The sequence below is a fragment of the Pseudoalteromonas sp. G4 genome (assembly GCF_028875915.1).
Taxonomy (GTDB): domain Bacteria; phylum Pseudomonadota; class Gammaproteobacteria; order Enterobacterales; family Alteromonadaceae; genus Pseudoalteromonas.
The window spans coordinates 1-17,550 of record NZ_JAPEHW010000084.1 but is presented as its reverse complement, the minus strand read 5'-3'; the positions used below and the strand labels follow the sequence as shown (position 1 = coordinate 17,550).

At 39.6% G+C, this 17,550-nt stretch carries 14 protein-coding genes and 1 pseudogene; 12 read left to right on the top strand and 3 right to left on the bottom strand.

Annotation, left to right across the window (positions count from 1 at the left end; translation table 11 throughout):
• The coding region (gene priA, locus ON073_RS17620) for a replication restart helicase PriA (protein ID WP_274763192.1) at positions 1 to 1,239 on the bottom strand (1,239 nt) is incomplete at its 3' end.
• A gap of 217 nt (positions 1,240 to 1,456) precedes the next feature.
• On the opposite strand from priA, the gene rpmE reads away from it, so the two are divergent.
• Complete coding sequence (rpmE, locus tag ON073_RS17615) at positions 1,457 to 1,672, top strand: 50S ribosomal protein L31 (RefSeq protein ID WP_038637802.1); 216 nt, start codon at positions 1,457 to 1,459, stop codon at positions 1,670 to 1,672.
• 397 nt (positions 1,673 to 2,069) lie between these two features.
• A pseudogene (locus ON073_RS17610) lies at positions 2,070 to 3,285 on the top strand (malic enzyme-like NAD(P)-binding protein).
• A 43-nt stretch (positions 3,286 to 3,328) separates the two neighbouring features.
• Here the strand turns inward: ON073_RS17610 and metJ are convergent.
• Positions 3,329 to 3,652 carry a met regulon transcriptional regulator MetJ gene (gene metJ, locus ON073_RS17605; protein ID WP_274763190.1) on the bottom strand — a complete coding sequence of 108 codons (324 nt, stop codon included), beginning with the start codon at positions 3,650 to 3,652 and terminating at the stop codon, positions 3,329 to 3,331.
• 189 nt (positions 3,653 to 3,841) lie between these two features.
• Here metJ and metB point away from each other — a divergent pair, with 189 nt between their 5' ends.
• Complete coding sequence (gene metB / locus ON073_RS17600) at positions 3,842 to 5,062, top strand: cystathionine gamma-synthase (protein ID WP_274763189.1); 1,221 nt, start codon at positions 3,842 to 3,844, stop codon at positions 5,060 to 5,062.
• A gap of 8 nt (positions 5,063 to 5,070) precedes the next feature.
• On the top strand, positions 5,071 to 7,407 hold the full coding sequence (gene metL, locus ON073_RS17595; protein ID WP_274763188.1) for a bifunctional aspartate kinase/homoserine dehydrogenase II: 2,337 nt from the start codon (positions 5,071 to 5,073) through the stop codon (positions 7,405 to 7,407).
• A gap of 115 nt (positions 7,408 to 7,522) precedes the next feature.
• On the opposite strand, the gene ON073_RS17590 is transcribed toward metL, so the two are convergent.
• Positions 7,523 to 9,976, bottom strand: coding sequence for a penicillin-binding protein 1A (locus ON073_RS17590; protein WP_274763187.1), 2,454 nt, complete (start codon positions 9,974 to 9,976; stop codon positions 7,523 to 7,525).
• Positions 9,977 to 10,111: 135 nt separating this feature from the next.
• Between ON073_RS17590 and ON073_RS17585 the strand changes: the two genes are divergently transcribed.
• The 8 genes from ON073_RS17585 to ON073_RS17550 form a co-directional block, all read left to right on the top strand.
• Positions 10,112 to 11,191, top strand: a complete 1,080-nt coding sequence (locus ON073_RS17585; RefSeq protein WP_274763186.1) for a pilus assembly protein PilM — start codon at positions 10,112 to 10,114, stop codon at positions 11,189 to 11,191.
• Positions 11,179 to 11,745 carry a PilN domain-containing protein gene (locus ON073_RS17580; RefSeq protein WP_274763185.1) on the top strand — a complete coding sequence of 189 codons (567 nt, stop codon included), beginning with the start codon at positions 11,179 to 11,181 and terminating at the stop codon, positions 11,743 to 11,745. The genes ON073_RS17585 and ON073_RS17580 overlap by 13 nt, the downstream gene beginning before the upstream one ends.
• On the top strand, positions 11,742 to 12,347 hold the full coding sequence (locus tag ON073_RS17575; protein WP_274763184.1) for a type 4a pilus biogenesis protein PilO: 606 nt from the start codon (positions 11,742 to 11,744) through the stop codon (positions 12,345 to 12,347). The genes ON073_RS17580 and ON073_RS17575 overlap by 4 nt, the downstream gene beginning before the upstream one ends.
• Positions 12,344 to 12,877 (top strand): pilus assembly protein PilP, encoded by a 534-nt coding sequence (locus ON073_RS17570; RefSeq protein ID WP_274763183.1) that lies wholly within the window; start codon positions 12,344 to 12,346, stop codon positions 12,875 to 12,877. The genes ON073_RS17575 and ON073_RS17570 overlap by 4 nt, the downstream gene beginning before the upstream one ends.
• Positions 12,864 to 14,948 (top strand): type IV pilus secretin PilQ, encoded by a 2,085-nt coding sequence (locus ON073_RS17565; RefSeq protein WP_421974640.1) that lies wholly within the window; start codon positions 12,864 to 12,866, stop codon positions 14,946 to 14,948. Before ON073_RS17570 ends, ON073_RS17565 begins: the two co-directional genes overlap by 14 nt.
• A gap of 142 nt (positions 14,949 to 15,090) precedes the next feature.
• The gene (gene aroK, locus ON073_RS17560; protein WP_274763181.1) at positions 15,091 to 15,609 is read left to right on the top strand and encodes a shikimate kinase AroK; all 519 of its coding nucleotides are present in this window, start codon (positions 15,091 to 15,093) and stop codon (positions 15,607 to 15,609) included.
• Positions 15,610 to 15,627: 18 nt separating this feature from the next.
• Entirely contained in the window at positions 15,628 to 16,707 is a 1,080-nt protein-coding gene (gene aroB / locus ON073_RS17555) for a 3-dehydroquinate synthase (RefSeq protein ID WP_274763180.1), read from the top strand.
• Positions 16,697 to 17,550 (top strand): ATP-binding protein (locus tag ON073_RS17550; RefSeq protein ID WP_274763179.1); only part of this gene is annotated, 854 nt, incomplete at its 3' end. The genes aroB and ON073_RS17550, both read left to right, overlap by 11 nt.

Genomic DNA, 17,550 nt, shown 5'->3' with positions numbered 1-17,550 from the left:
TTTGGCGCGGTTAAGTTCTTTTTTAATGTACTCGAGAGTCGCTTGTGCTAAACCAGACTGTTGATGCTGCCCGCGCATATCAAGTAACACGTAGTGATTATTTGTTTGAGTTTGGGCACGCTCGGTTAATGTTAGAAGCTGGTATTTTTTATTAAGTGCATTTTGCACGCTTTCGAGCGATGGCGTTGCGCTGCCTAAAATAAGCGGAATTGCTAATTTGGCTGCACGAAAACAAGCTAGATCACGGGCGTGATAGCGCAGAGAATCTTGTTGTTTAAACGACAGGTCATGTTCTTCATCAACGATGATCATTGCTAACTGGGCAAAGGGTAAAAAGACACTTGAGCGTGTACCAATAACAATTGCTGCACTTTGATTTTGCGCTGCGCGCCAAGTAGATAGTCGCTCATGATCTGTCATTGCAGAGTGCCAAAGCATGATAGGTACGTTTGGAAAACGCCTGCGAAAGCGATTAACCGTTTGCGGAGTTAAGCCAATTTCAGGCACTAATACTAAAGCTTGTTTACCTTGCTCAAGTGGTTTTTCTAATGCTTGTAGGTACACCTCGGTTTTACCACTGCCTGTAACACCCTCTAGTAAGTAGCATGTGTAACCAGATTGCTGATTTATTGCTGCAAGTGCTACCGCCTGTTCGCGGTTTAGTTTAGGCTTATTACCAATTGTTAGAGGCATTGACTGCCAATCACGATTGTATTCTACAGTTTTCTCAATAATTGACTTTTCAAGCAGGGATTTTACGGTACTGCTACTGAATCCTAGGGCGCTTAATTCGGTTACTGGTGTACTACCAGAATCGACCAAGTGCTCAATGAGTTGACGTTGTTTTTTACCTGTAACAGTTGCAGTATCGTCAACAAGTTTGATGATCGGTACGGCTGATTTATCTAAGTCTTCGCCTTTATTAAGTAAATTTGGCAGTGCAACTTGGTAGCTTTCACCAAGCGGGTTTTGATAATAATGGCTAGCAAACTCCACCAAACTAATTAGGTGGTTATCAATAATTGGTTGGTTATCTATCAAGCGCGAAATAGGCTTTAGCTTTGCCATAAATTCGCTATGTGATTTGAGCTTAATTACGATGCCTATAAGTTGCTGGCGGCCAAATTGCACGGCAACACGGCAACCTACGCTAATATTTGGTTGAATATGAGGTTCGATGAGATAATCAAAATTGCGATATAGCGGAACATTTAACGCAACTTCGGCAACTAGATGCATGGTAATTAGGCTTTCAATTTAAGGGAGATTTTTTGAAATTAAATCACGGCAAACTTTTCTCGGCTAGTGTTTAACTTAATTTATATTGAGATGGTTAAAGATCTTGCTATTGCGATGTTTGTTGGCTAGAATTCGCGCCCTATATATTTTTTGTTTAACAACGTATGGTGCCAGACTTCGGGTTTGGAGAGCGATACGGCCTAATTAGAGGTTCACTATGAAAGAAGGTATCCACCCTAAGTACGAAGCAATCAATGCTACTTGTTCATGTGGTAACAAATTTGTAACGCGTTCAACTCTTTGTAAAGACATCCACTTAGATGTTTGTTCAGAGTGTCACCCGTTCTACACTGGTAAGCAAAAAGTGCTTGATACAGGTGGTCGTGTTGATCGCTTCAACAAGCGTTTCGGCGCTTTATCAAGCAAAAAATAAGAATATTTTTGTTCTTATTAAGGAAGCACCTACGGGTGCTTTTTTTGTGTCTGAAATTTAATATGAATTTTTGTCATCTTAAATGCTTTTTCTATGTCTTTTTATTCTAAATAGATGGCTATATACTGGATTATAGATGGTTTCAATAGTCATTATTTTTACTATCTGTTGGCAAAATAGTACTCGTCGAGTGTAAAAAGAGGCGTGCGCTAAATCTGGTCGGATCTGAATTAACTTCAATCTGGTAATGATTTAGCAGAAAATATCTAGAGCTCATGGTTGTAAATTAAACTATGGTCTTAGGTTAATACATAACCGCATTTAACTTCTATTTACTCTAAATGCCGTACTATTAAACCAGTATCTCTCACTTTTAACATCGTAGGATAAGGCACGCATGTCTGACATAAGAGAAAAAGCGCTACAATACCATTCTGAACCCGTTCCCGGAAAAATTAGCATTGAACTAACAAAACCTGCTGAGACTGTTAATGACCTAGCATTAGCTTATAGTCCTGGTGTTGCTGAACCTGTTCGTGAAATTGCTGCAGATCCGAATAATGCCTATAAATATACTGCAAAAGGCAATATGGTCGCTGTTATCTCAAATGGTACTGCTATTTTAGGTTTAGGTAATTTAGGGCCGCTGGCGTCAAAACCTGTAATGGAAGGTAAAGCACTTTTATTTAAGCGTTTTGCAGGTTTAGATTCAATTGATATTGAAGTTAAACACCGCACCACAGAAGACTTTATTAATACTGTAGAAAATATTGCAGATACTTTTGGTGGTATTAACCTGGAAGATATTAAACGCGCTTATTGAACGTTGTAGTGTGCCAGTATTTCATGATGACCAACATGGTACCGCGATTGTAACAGCAGCAGGTATGTTAAATGCGTTAGAGATCCAAGGTAAAAAGCTTAAAGATGCACTTATTGTGTGTTTAGGTGCAGGTGCAGCTGCGATTGCGTGCATGGAACTGCTTATTAAATGTGGTGCACAGCGTGAGCACATTTATATGCTTGATAGGAAGGGGGTTATTCATACACGTCGTGATGACTTAAATGAATACAAGATGTTATTTGCCAACAATACCGATAAACGTACATTACAAGATGTAATTGAAGAAGCGGATGTATTTGTGGGTGTTTCTGGACCTGACTTATTGGCTCCAGAAGATCTAAAATTAATGGCAGATAAGCCTGTTGTATTTGCATGCTCTAACCCTGATCCTGAAATTAAGCCAGAAGTGGCGAATGCAGCGCGCAATGATTTAATTATGGCAACAGGTCGTTCAGATTACCCTAACCAAGTTAATAATGTGTTGTGTTTCCCATTTATTTTCCGCGGTGCGCTTGATGTGCGTGCAACAGCAATTAATGATGAAATGAAAATTGCAGCGGTAAATGCTATTCGCGAAATTGCGAAGGAGCCAGTGCCTGAAGAAGTGTTGGCTGCGTCGGGCGAATCAAACCTTGAGTTTGGCAAAGACTACATTATTCCTAAGCCAATGGATCCACGTTTATTACCACGTGTAGCACGTGCGGTTGCAGAAGCAGCTGTTGCATCGGGCGTAGCGCAAATTGAAATGCCAGAGAACTATATGCTTTAATTAAGCAATAAAAGAAAAACCTCAGCGATTGCTGAGGTTTTTTTTATTCATCTTCTAATTCAGGAAGCGGTAAACCGCGTTCTGCGAGAATTTCTTTAACCCTTTGCGGAATGTGCTCAGGATTATCTTTTCTTAAATCTTCATCATCAGGCAATGGCTGTCCTGTAAACGCATGCAAAAACGCTTCACATAGTAATTCACTATTGGTTGCATGACGTAAGTTATTTACTTGTCTACGAGTACGCTCGTCTGTCAGTACTTTCAATACGTTAAGTGGGATAGATACGGTAATCTTTTTTACTTGTTCTGATTTTTTACCGTGTTCTGCATATGGGTGAATATATTCACCGTTCCATTTAGTTGCCATAAAATGTACTAGCCTATATCTGTTACGATTTAATTTTGACGATAGCCTGTAAGTAAGAGGCAAAATTTTATCGTTTTAAAATATATAGTCAAATATCATTTGTTTGGCTATATAGACGTGTAAAAGTTTTGACTTCCATTGTTTAGTGGTTTAACCTTTTAGACGTCTAAACATCTAAGTGGCAAAGTTATGAAGCAAAGTAAACAAACAACCCTTGCTGTTCGCAATGGCATTACAGCGGATAAACTTCACGGTGCAGTTGTACCACCGTTATATTTATCGACAACCTATGAGTTCGCTGATTTTGATAAAAAACGTGATTACGATTACGGCCGCAGTGGTAATCCAAATCGTGATATTTTAGCGGATACATTAGCTAAGTTAGAAGGCGGCGAAAAAGGGATTGTTACAGCTACAGGTATGGCTGCTGTTCACTTATGCACACAAATTTTAACGCCAGAAGATACCATTTTAATTCCACATGATTGTTACGGCGGTAGTTACCGTTTATTTACTAGCCTTGAAAAACGTGGCTTATTAAAAGTAGCTGTGGTCGACTTTACTCAAGCGTCTTGCTATGAGCAGATTAAAGCCATTAAACCTAAGCTTGTGTGGATTGAAACACCGAGCAACCCTGTTTTACGTTTAACCGACATTGTCAAAGTTGTAGATGTTGCTCATTCTGTTGGCGCGCTTGTTGGCGCAGACAACACGTTTTTATCACCTGCATTACAAAATCCAATTTCGTTTGGTGTAGATATTGTGATCCACTCAACTACAAAATACATCAACGGCCACTCAGATGTTGTAGGGGGGGTTGTGATTACACGTACAGCTGAATTAGGTGAAGAGCTTGCTTGGTGGGCAAATAACATTGGTATTACAGGTGCTCCTTTTGATGCGTATTTAACGCTCCGTGGTATTCGTACTTTAAATGTGCGTATTAAACAGCACCAAGAAAATGCGTTTGCTATCGCACGCTATTTAGAAACCTGTGAGCATGTCGAAAAAGTTTACTACCCAGGCCTTGAAAGTCACCCTCAACATGAATTAGCGAAAGCTCAGCAAAAAGGGTTTGGCGGTATGGTGAGCTTTAGTATCAAAGGTACGATTGAAGATACGGCGAAGTTTTTAACCAGTGTTGAGCAGTTCAGCTTAGCTGAATCACTTGGCGGCGTAGAAAGCTTAATTTGTCATCCTGCAACCATGACACACGCAGGCATGGCGCCAGAAGCGCGTTTAAAAGCAGGTGTTAACGATACTTTGATTCGTATTTCTGTAGGTATAGAAGATGTTGAAGATTTAATTGCTGATCTTGAGCAAGCATTTTCAAAAACAATTAACAAAAACTCAGTTGCTGGTGGCGAAACACAAAACCAGTGCTGTGCTGCACGACCTGCATTGTGGTGATAAGTTAAATGACAAAACAAGTTTATAAATTTGGTGGTTCAAGCCTAAGCAGTGCAAAACGCTACCATGCAGTTGCAAATATTTGCCAGCAATTAAGCGGTGGCGATGCGGTGGTGGTTTCTGCCTCAGGCAAAACAACCGATACCTTAGTGCGTTTGTGGTCGAGTTACCACAATCAAGACCACAAAGGTGTTGGCGAGGTGATTGCATTATTGAAAGATCATCAGTGTGCACTTATTGCTGAACTGCTAGGTGACAAAAGTGAAGTGTATGCTCACTTAATTGACGATATAAATGCAATTTCACAACGTGCAGGCTGTGCTGAATTAGATCAAGCGTGGTTATTAGCACATGGTGAGTTATGGTCTGCCCGTTTACTTGCACATTATTTAAATAAAATTGGCATTGCTGCCAGTCACTATGACAGCAGAGATTTATTTGTCGTTTCACAAAATAATCTTAAGCATCAAGAAAATACCGCCCGCTGTAAGGCGCTTAAGAGTGACCAATTAAGTGTAGTGACAGGCTTTATCGCAAGCGATGAAGCAGGTAATACCGTAACACTTGGCCGTAATGGTAGTGATTATAGTGCTACTTTGCTTGGTAAATACTTAAGCGCGGATAGTGTAACTATTTGGACTGACACACAAGGTGTTTACAGTACCGACCCACGTAAAGTCGAAAAAGCGGTTAAGTATAACAAGATTAGCCAACAGCAAGCGCAGTTACTTGCGCGTTTGGGTAATCCTGTACTGCATGCTAAAACACTTACGCCATTAAAAGACAGCGATATCAAATTGGTGGTGCGCAGCAGTTACGATAGCCATAGCGATGGCACAAAAGTTGTTGCCAATGAGCAAGCTAAAGCAAAGCGTTTTATTACTACGCTCGCCAGTTCAGACGTTTTTCAAATCACCAATAGCAATAAAGACAGCATTAGAGAGTTGAGCATTTTGCTACAACATCCATTGCAACCGTTAGAAGTTGATGGCAATACATTACTGCTTGTACCAAGTCAGTTTGGCGAACAAGTTGCAGCGTTTTACCAACAAGATGCAGTATTAATTGAGTCTAATGTATCTGGGGTTGCTATCGTAAGTGAGCCAGGTAGTGAAACTCAACTTCTACAAAGCGCTAGGCAGTTACTAGAAAAACAAAGTATGACACTGCGCGGTGCATGGAGCCAAAACGGATTTGCTATTCTATTAGGTGATCAACTACTTGAAAGCGATACTTTATCGCTGCTGCATGATGAATTGATCACTGCAAAACAAGAGTTAGCAGTAATTGTTGCCGGTATTGGTAATGTGGGAGAGGTGTTTTTATCTCAACTTAGTACTCAGCTTGAACGCTTGAATACTTTACTACCTGTAAAATTAGTAGGCTTACTACGTTCGAATTCAAGTTGGTTAAATGGGCACGGAATTGCCTTAGAAAACGTCAGTACGCATTTTGCAGAAAATGCTAAAGCGACAAGCGCAAAGCAACTTATTGAATTTATTAAAGAGCTTGATTACGGCCATAAAGTGGTAATTGATATCACTGCGAGTGAACAATTTAGTTTGCTTTACCCTGAGTTTGCACTGCATGATTGTCATATTATTTCTGCCAACAAATATGCCGGTACTGCTGAGATTAATTGGTATGAAAACTTGCGCCGTCTGCAAACTGAAAAGAACTTACTATGGCGTTATAACACTAGTGTTGGTGCGGGTCTACCAATTAACTTTGCACTTAAAGATTTACAAAACTCAGGTGACAAGATCACTAAAATTAGTGGTGTTTTCTCTGGCACGTTATCGTGGTTAGGGGCTAATTATTCGCTTGATAAAAAGTTCTCGGAGCTTGTTGAGCAGGCAAGGGAACTAGGCTTTACCGAACCAGATCCGCGTGAGGATTTATCAGGACGCGATGTTCAGCGTAAGCTGTTAATTCTTGCTCGTGAGCTTGGTTTATCTCTTGAATTAGACGACATTGAATTGTCGGCTTGGATGCCACAAGAGCTTGCAAATGGTTCGTGGCAAGATGCGTTAGCAAAACGAGAGTTACTTGATAAATTTGTTGAAGAGCTAGCTGTAAAAGCTGACAACGAAGGCAAAACACTTAGGTATGTGGCCGAGCTAGATACAACCACAACACCCATTACCGCAAAAGTAGGTTTAAAAGCGGTTGCGCCAAATGCAGCTGTTGCGACACTTACCCCAGGTGATAACATTTTTGTTATAAACAGTGTGTGGTATGAAAATAATGCGTTGATTATTCAAGGCCCTGGTGCTGGACGAGAAGTTACTGCAGCGGGTGTGCACTCAGATCTTTACTGGCTATGCCACAAACTTTCTGAGTAATTAATAGAAAGGCAAGTAATAGTAAAAAGCCGCTTTCAAAAGCGGCTCTTTCTGAGTAATTAATAGAAAGGCAAGTAATAGTAAAAAGCCGCTTTCAAAAGCGGCTTTTTTGTTTTTAGAACAACTCTTCATCAGTTGTAGCAAGGTCGCTTGACTCATAAGGGTCAAACAAATTTGGTACTTCTTCTTGTATATACTGAGTCGGAGCTGTACCTTTAATAAAGTACTCAAAGCGTGTCGACTTATCTGTTTTTTTGCTTAGTAGCCCAGATTTACGGTCAATACGAACAGAGACTAAACCTTCAGGCTGTTCAATAGGCGAGCTTGGCATACCTTTAAGTGCTTCACGCATATAAGCAATCCAAGCGGGCTGTGCAGTTCGAGCACCTGATTCACCGCCGGCGAACTGATTTCTCGTTAAATTGTTATTATATTGAACGCGGCCTAAACGCTTACCAGGATCGTCAAAGCCAACCCATGTTGTTGTAATTACTTGACTATTAAAACCAGAGAACCAAGTATCAACGATATCGTTTGTTGTACCGGTTTTACCCGACAAGTCATTGCGTTTTAAATCTTTTGCACGCCAACCTGTGCCAACCCAACCTGGCTCACCATAGACTGCTGTTTTCATCGCATCAGCAATTAAAAACGCATTCTGTTCGCTGATAATACGCGGGGCGTAATGATAACTATCACGTACTTCTTCAGCTGTACATTGGTTACATACTACTAGAGGTTGCGCTTGATAAATGATATTACCTTCTGCATCTTCAATACGGTCGATAAAATAAGGTTCTATCAAATGCCCGCCATTTGCAAATGCAGCCATACCACGGGCAACTTCCAATGGCGTTAAGGATGCAGCACCTAACGATAGGGCTTCATGGGGTTTGATATCTTCAGGCGAGAAACCAAATTTAAGTAAGTGGTCTACCGTGTTACGAGCACCTATACCTCTTAGCAGTCGCACAGCAACAACGTTTTTAGATTGCGCTAAAGCTCGACGGACACGAATTGGGCCATCATAATTAGCTGGGCTATTTTCAGGACGCCATGCGATGCGTTGTGCTGAGTTCCAGCTATTAATTGGTGCATCATTAATAATTGTACCGAGTGAATAACCGTGTTCAATGGCAGCAGAATAAAGAAATGGTTTAATATTCGAACCAACTTGGCGTTTAGCCTGAGTAACCCGATTGTATTGTGATTGTTTAAAACTATAACCTCCAACTAGCGCTTCGATTGCACCATTTTGTGGGTTAAGCGATACAATGGCACTACTCACATCAGGTATTTGTGATAGCTGATATTGACCAACTTTATCTTGCTGAAGCCATACAAACGCACCAGGATGCAGAATATCAGAGGTTACTGAAGGTGCTTTACCTTGTCTTGATTGCGTAATATAAGGGCGAGCCCACTTTAATCCATCCCAATTGATCGTAATTGAAGTGCCATCTTTTAATACGGCATAGGCATTTTTCTCGTCGATTTGTTCAACAACTGCCGCTTTTAAGTAACCAAATTCATCAACTGATTCAAGATAGGATAAGATTTCTTTTCGTTGCCATGGTGCATCTGTTTCTGAATTCCACAGATAAATTTTGACACCTCGAAAGCCATGACGATGGTCATAATTATGGATATTGTCCATAAGTGCTTTTTGAGCAGCAGCTTGATTGCGAGAATTTATAGTCGCGTAAACTTTGTAACCAGTATTATAAGCTCCTTCTAAACCAAAACGAGCAACCATATCAGCACGGATCATTTCTGATATATAAGGTGAAGAAAACTCGATTTCAGCACCATGCTTCTTTGCAGTAATTGGCGCTTTACTAGCCTCATCAAATTGCGCTTGGTTTATATAACCTTCAACCAACATTCGTGATAGAACCACATTGCGACGATGTTTTGCGCGTTCAGGGTTGCTAATTGGGTTTAATGTTGAAGGGGCTTTTGGTAAGCCTGCAATCATAGCTAATTGCGGCAGACTCAATTCGTTTAAATCTTTGCCGTAGTATACTTGAGCAGCAGCGCCAATCCCGAAGGCTCTGTGACCAAGCTCAATTTTGTTAAGGTAAAGGGCAAGGATCTCATCCTTTGTCATTAGGCTTTCGATGTGCAGAGCGATAAAAATTTCTTTTATCTTGCGCATGTAAGCTTTTTCACGAGTTAAGAAGAAGTTACGTGCAGTCTGCATGGTGATGGTACTAGCACCTTGCTTCTTTTGTCCGGTAGTGATTAACACTATTGCAGAGCGGATAATACCAATAGGGTCGATACCCGGATGTTCGTAAAAACGATTATCTTCTGTTGCTAAAATCGCATGGATAAAGTCTTCAGGAATTTGATCTATCGTAACCGGAATACGCTTTTTTTCACCAAATTGGTTGATTAATCGTCCATCTTTGGTAAATACTTGCATAGGTGTTTGAAGTTGCACATCTTTTAAAACGGCAACGCTGGGTAGCTCGGGCTTTACATAAAAGTAAAGGATAACTACTGCAAAAGTACCAAGAATGGTACATATGATAATAAAACGTAAAAAGTTTTTTATAAAAGCCACAGAAAATTCCCGAGAATGGACTCCCAATTACAAGATAACACTGGTAGTATATCCTGATTAATTTTTGAATAAAATTTTTTCGCTAGATTTTATAAAGTTATTATAATTATAAAAAAAAGGATTAGCGTTAGGTTTATGATAGGTCAACTGTTTAAAAAACCACAGCCATTGATGGTTGGTATTGATATTGGTTCACATTCCGTTAAAGCGGTGTTGCTAAGCCAAAAAGAAACTCATTACCGACTAGAAGCGTTCGCTGTTGAGCCAATGCCTAAAGGGGCAATGGCAGAAAGGACCATTCAAGATATTGAAGCTGTTGGTCGTGTTATTAACAAAATCCGTAAAAAACTCCCCAAGAATATTACGGAAGCGGCAACCGCGGTATCTGGTCAAGCAGTTATCACTAAGGTTATCTTTATGGATGTTGCCTTAACGGATGCTGAATTAGAATCGCAAATTGAAATTGAAGCGGATAGCTTAATTCCATATCCATTAGATGAAGTCAGTCTGGATTTTGAAAAGCTAGACGTCAATGATGCTGATCCTTCAAAAGTAAATGTATTACTTTCTGCTGCGCGTACTGAAAGCGTTGAAGCTCGTGCAGGTGCAGTTGAATCAGGTGGATTTACACCAAAAGTAGTTGATGTGGAAGCATATGCGCTAAGTCGTAATATCGACCTCTGCTACGATTTACTGCCAGAAGATGCAGCTAATAAAATAGTTGCGTTTATTGATGTCGGTGCGACGATGACGCTTATTAGTGTTGCTCAAAACGGGGAGACGCTTTATACCCGTGACCAAGTGTTTGGTGGTGAGCAATATACTCACAGTATTGTGTCGTATTACAACAAAAGCTTTGATGAAGCCGAATTAGCGAAAACATCGGGTGATTTACCTCCAAACTATACGTTTGAAGTATTAGCACCGTTCCAAACGTCATTCTTACAGCAAGTTCGTCGTGCAATTCAAATGTTCTTAACAACAAGTGGTAAAGATCAAGTTGATTATATTGTCCTTTCGGGCGGTACTTCGTTAATTTCAGGTTTAGATAAGTTACTTATCGATGAACTTGGTATTCACTCTGTGATTATGAACCCTTTTGAGAAAATGGAGTTAGCACCAGGTGTAGATCGTGAATCCTTAGAAAAACATCAAGCCCAGCTAGCAGTTGCAACAGGCTTAGCACTAAGGAGTTTTTCACCATGCCACATATAAATCTCCTGGCGTGGCGTGAAGCGTCGCGCAAAGAGGCACAAAAACAGTTTGTAACTATCTTGCTACTGGTCGTGATCATGTCATTTGGTAGTATGTTTGGTTTAAGTATGTTTTATGGCGCCTTAAAAGATGGCCAAAATGTACGTAATAATTTTTTAACATCAGAAATCGCTTTACTCGATCAGCGAATCAAAGATATTCGTGAACTAGATAAGCGTAAAGCAAGCCTTCAACAACGTATGCGCTTAATCGAAGAACTTCAAAGTAACCGTAACCTTGGTACACAAATCATGGATGAAGTTGCACTTGTTGTTCCTTCGGGTGTTTACTTAACAAGCTTAGAACGTCGTGACAGAGCGCTACAAATCGTAGGTAAAAGTGAATCTCACAACCGCGTTTCAGCTATGTTACGTAAGCTAGAAGAATCATATCTATTCGAAGATGCTGTAATGCAAGTAATTGAAGCTGGGGATCAAGAGCTTCGTCTACTTAATGATTTTAACCTAAGGTTCAGAGTGAAGCCTTACGAGGAAATTAGCGAGGCTCAAAAATGAATATTGATTTAAAATCGCTAAATGAAATCGAATTAGACGAATTAGATCTTGAAAATATAGGAAGTTGGCCTTTAGCGGTCAAAATCATTGTATGTATTATCGCTGCTGGTTTAGTTGCATTTTTCACATACTCAATGATGGTTTCGAGTGAAATTGAAGCCTATGAACAAGCGCAGCAAAAAGAACAAGAGTTACGTACCACTTATCGTCAAAAATACGATGTGGCAAGTAAGCTAGAGATCTATCGTCAGCAAATGGTTGAGATGGAAGAAAAGTTTGCGCAGCTATTGAAGCGTCTTCCTACCTCTAGTGAAACACCTGGTCTTATCGAAGATTTATCATACATTGGTACTTCAAGTGGCTTAACATTCCATAAAGTTGAGTGGATGCCAGAGATTGAAAAAGAGTTCTACACAGAATTGCCGATTAAAATTGAAGTTGTTGGTAGTTACCACGACTTCGGTGAGTTTGTGAGTAAAGTTGCTGAGTTACCTCGTATTATCAGCTTACATGACTTCACAATTACAGGCGGTGATAAACAAGAGCAACTAGAATTTAGCGTTGTTGCTAAAACATACCGTTATGAAGGAGAGCGTGAATGAAAAAATTAGCAATTTTAGCATTACCTCTTATTCTTAGCGGCTGCTTTGATGATTTAACAGAGCAACAAGAGTTTATTAATCAGGTGCGTGCTAATACTAATAATAATGTTGAGCCAATTCCTGAAATAAAGAAGTTTAACCACTTTGCTTACACAGCCAGTGAAAAGCGAAGCCCATTTGTAGCGCCTAAGCCAGAAGTTATTCAGGATCGATTATTGCAGGTTCAAAACTGCTTACACCCAGATCCAAGAAGACGTAAAGAAGCTTTAGAGCGTTTCCCGCTTGAGAATTTACAAATGCGTGGAACGATCGGCTCAACAACAGAGTTATTAGCGCTGATAACAGCACCTGATAACTCGTTGCATGAAGTTGGTATTGGTGGCCGAATGGGTTTGTTTAATGGCAAAGTAACTCAGGTTCAAAATGGCTTTATTGAGTTATTAGAGTTAATACCTGATGGTGCAGGATGTTGGAAAGAACGCCTGACGAAAGTGGAAATCGTGGAGGCAGGTAGCAATGCGTCAAGTTAATAATAAAGGGTTTAATAATATGCGATCAGCAGTAGGTCTACTCCGTAAAGGTTTTACAACTTTACTGACAGCCGGTTTATTGGTGCTTTCATTTGGGGCATCTGCTGTCCCGCTGCTATATGATGTGCGCTACAACCCATTACTCGATGGTGAAACGGAAATCGAATTCGTATTTGACGAAGAGATTTATATTGAACCTAAAATTCAGGTATTTTCTGAGCCTGCTCGTATTGAATTATTTTTCGATGAAGCTGACTTTGAAGAAAATCTAACTGAAGTGTTAATTAATAAAGCAGGTGTTAAACGTGTTACCCATGCTTTTGAAAATGACGGCTTTAAAGTTACTGTTTTCTTAGACTATCTTAAAATTTATCAAACACGTGTAGATAAAAACTTATTCTATTTACATGTGAGTGATAACCCAACGCAAGATGTTGCTGAAACATCAGCAGTAGAAGACAGCTCTAGTTATATTAACAAAATCCAAGCTATTGATTTTCGTCGTGGTGAAAGCGGTGAAGCGCGAGTGATGATTTTCTTACAAGAAAACATGGCTGCAATCGACGTTAGTGAAAAAGCTGGCAAAATTGTTGCTGAATTCCACAACACCGATATTCTTGATGATTTATTGTATCAGTTAGATGTTATGGATTTTGGTACGGTAGTAAGCACTGTTGAAACCTTTAAAGATGGCATCAACAGCCGTATAGTTATCGATACTACAACAGGTTTTGATTATAACTATCAGCAACTTGATAATATCTTCACGTTAACAGTTGAAAAAGATGAATCTAAGCGCAGTTTCCTAGGTGACGGTAAAGACTACCAAGGTAAACCTATGTCACTTAACTTCCAAGATATTTCTATTCGTCAGGTACTGCAAATTATTGCCCAGTACAATAACTTCAACTTAGTAACAAGTGACTCAGTTGAAGGTAACATTACACTTCGTTTAGATGGTGTTCCATGGGACCAAGCGCTAGATGTTGTGCTACGTATGAAAGGCCTAGATAAGCGTATGGATGGTTCTATTCTGATGGTTGCACCGACAGAAGAATTAGCATCGCGTGAAGCTCGAGAGCTAGAAGTTAAACAAAAAGTTGCTGAACTTGAACCTCTATATAGCGAGTACATTCAGCTAAACTACGCAAAAGCGAAAGACTTCTCAGAACTATTAAAGTTTGAAGGTAACAGTATTTTATCAAGCCGTGGTTCAGTATCGGTGGATGAGCGTACCAATACATTACTTATTAAAGATACAGCTGTAAGTATTGAAAGTGTTCGTCGTATGATTGAGAACCTTGATATTCCGGTTAAGCAGGTGAAAATTGAATCTCGCATGGTTACTGTTCGTGACAATGTTCAAGAAGATTTAGGTATTCGTTGGGGCTTTAGTGATCAACAGAACTCAGATGGTGTTTCAGGTACCTTAGAAGGTGCTAACAATATCGCAAATGGCATTATTCCAGCGCTTAGCGATCGTTTAAATGTTAATTTACCGATTGCAAACCCAGCAGGTAGTATTGGTATTCATGTGGCCAAACTTGCTGATGGCACGCTAATTGACCTTGAGTTATCTGCGCTTGAACAAGAAAACAAAGCTGAAATTATCGCAAGTCCAAGTATTACTACTGCAAACCAAAAACTTGCTCGTATTGAGCAAGGTACTGAAATTCCTTATGTTCAAGCTGCATCAAGTGGTGCAACTACGGTTGAATTTAAGAAAGCAGTATTAAGCTTGGAAGTAACGCCACAAATTACTCCTGATGACAAGATTATTTTAGACCTTGTTATCACTCAGGATACGCGTGGAGATACAGTACAAACACCAACTGGACCTGCGGTAGCAATTGATACTCAGAAGATTCGTACTCAAGTATTAGTTGATAATGGCCAGACAGTAGTGCTTGGTGGTATCTACCAGCAGCAGATTGTGAGCAGCACGAAAAAAGTACCTCTGTTAGGTGATATTCCTTACCTTGGTTACCTGTTCCAATCTAATAGTGAATTTAATGAGAAAAAAGAGTTACTTATTTTCGTAACTCCGAAAATTCTTAATGAATCTTTGTAGCTAAAAAGGGCTGAATAGCCCTTTTTATTGTATAACACTTGAAAACCTTGCCTATTTGTTGAGATAATCTCCGCCTTACTTTTGGGGACCAGCTAATAAGCGGGGTTTTTTTCAATTTTAGAGTTCGTTTGTACTAAAAGATATGGCTGAAAAACGTAATATATTTCTAGTGGGCCCAATGGGCGCAGGTAAAAGCACTATTGGTCGTCACCTTGCAGACCAACTTCATTTAGAGTTTTTTGACTCAGACCAAGAAATCGAGCGTCGCACTGGTGCGGATATCGCTTGGGTGTTTGATATTGAAGGTGAAGAAGGGTTTCGTCGCAGAGAAGAGTCTGTTATTTCTGATTTAACAGAAAAGCAAGGGATCGTACTAGCAACAGGCGGTGGCTCTATTATTAGTAAAGATGTACGTAATAAACTTTCTGCACGTGGTATCGTTGTTTATTTAGAAACTCCGATCGAAAAGCAATTAGCGCGTACTCAACGTGACAAGAAACGTCCGTTATTGCAAACGGAAGAGCCACCTAAAGATGTGTTAGTTCGTTTAGCTGACGAACGTAATCCACTTTACGTTGAAGTTTCTGACTTCGTTGTTCGTACCGATGAACAAAGTGCAAAAGTTGTTGCCAATCAAATTATCGAAAAGATAAATTTCTAAATATAAAAGGGGATGCGCATGCTTGAATTATCAGTTAATTTGGGTGAGCGCAGCTACCCAATTTATATTTCACAAAACAATCTTACTGACAGTCCAAATTTATCTGAAATTTTGGCTGGCAAAAAAGTGGTGATTGTTTCCAATGAAACAATCGCTCCTATCTACTTAGATAAGTTCACAGCTCAATTACCAACAGATTCCTTTCTGTCTTGTGTTATCCCAGATGGTGAGCAATTTAAATCGCTCGAGTATTTTGAATTTATAAATCGCTTTTTGTTAGAGCATAACTGCGGCCGCGATACCTGCCTTGTGGCGCTTGGTGGTGGTGTAATCGGGGATTTAACAGGCTTTGTAGCTGCGTGTTATCAACGTGGTGTTGATTTTATTCAGGTACCGACAACATTACTTTCGCAAGTAGATTCATCAGTGGGCGGTAAAACAGCGGTTAATCATCCCCTTGGTAAAAATATGATTGGTGCTTTTTACCAACCTAAAGCGGTTTATATCGACAATAATACCCTTAGCACCTTACCAGATAGAGAGTTTGCAGCTGGTATTGCTGAAGTAATCAAATATGGCTTAATTTACGATGCTGACTTCTTTAAGTTTATTGAAGATAACTCAACTGCTATAAAAGAGCATCATACAGAAGCGCTTAGTAAAATTATTTATCGATGCTGTGAAATTAAAGCTGAAATTGTTGCGCAAGATGAGAAAGAGTCGGGATTAAGAGCTTTATTAAATCTTGGGCACACTTTCGGCCATGCAATTGAAGCTGAAATGGGATACGGTAACTGGCTTCATGGTGAAGCCGTTGCAACAGGAATGGTGTTAGCGTCACAATTAGCGTTTTTGCGCGGCTATCTGTCAGAGCAAGAGTTACAACGAATTATTACTCTACTAGCAGACTTCAATTTACCAGTTAAAGCACCTGTAACTATGTCGTGCGATGATTTTGTAAAACACATGGTTAAAGATAAGAAGAATAAACAAGGTGTGATCCGTTTTATCATTCCAACATCTTTCGGTGCATGTGAACTTGTTGATGATGTGACACAACAAGAATTAGAAGAGTTATTTAAACTGCATGCAAACTAAAATATTGCCAAGTAGGCAGGCATTAGTCGATAGAATCGAATTGCAGTTTGCTTATGGTAATAATTTCATATGTCTAATTTCTGAGGTAGGGTTAGGCAAGAGTTATCTTGCTGAAACATTTATCTCAGAAAAATTCCCAGAGCATAATAAAGCATATATACAGGCTTCTCGCAGTGCCCAAGATCGTCATCTACTTGGGCAAATTTTAGAGCAAAGCTTTTCAACCCCTTTAATCGATTATGATTTAAATATTCAGGATAACTTTGCAATATTATCTAAAGGCATACTTGAGCCACTGTTAATCGTAATTGATGATGCCCATTTTGTCAGTGATGAGTTTGCCAATGAGCTATATCAACTAACCGAGCTTTATCAAGGTAAAATACGAATCTTATTAACTGCTACTCGGCAGTTGCCTGTGCTCGATGCTATCAATATTCACTTAGAGCCATTAAATCAAAGTGAAAGTTTGTCTTTAATGAGAATGTACTTTAAAGATTTGCCTTATGAAGATGAGCCAATTTTCGGTGCTTTTTTAGCTGCTTGCCATGGTAACCCGCAATTGCTATTGGCCTGGAAAAATGAAAATAAGCAGCAAGAGTTAAAAATCGAAACGCGTCAAAAACAGGTGAAAATCTATAGTTGGTTAGTGTTTTTTACAGTAGTTTTAGTCGCTATTGCAAGTGCATTACTTTATTTTTTCAAGCAGCAGACTTTTTCTCAAAAAGAGGATGTAAGCGAAGCACCAACAACCGTTATTCAATCACAAGATGTTGCGCTTGATGTAAATAAGCTTGATTTAATAGAGAGCAAGCAAAATACTTCTGCTCAGCCAGAACAGCA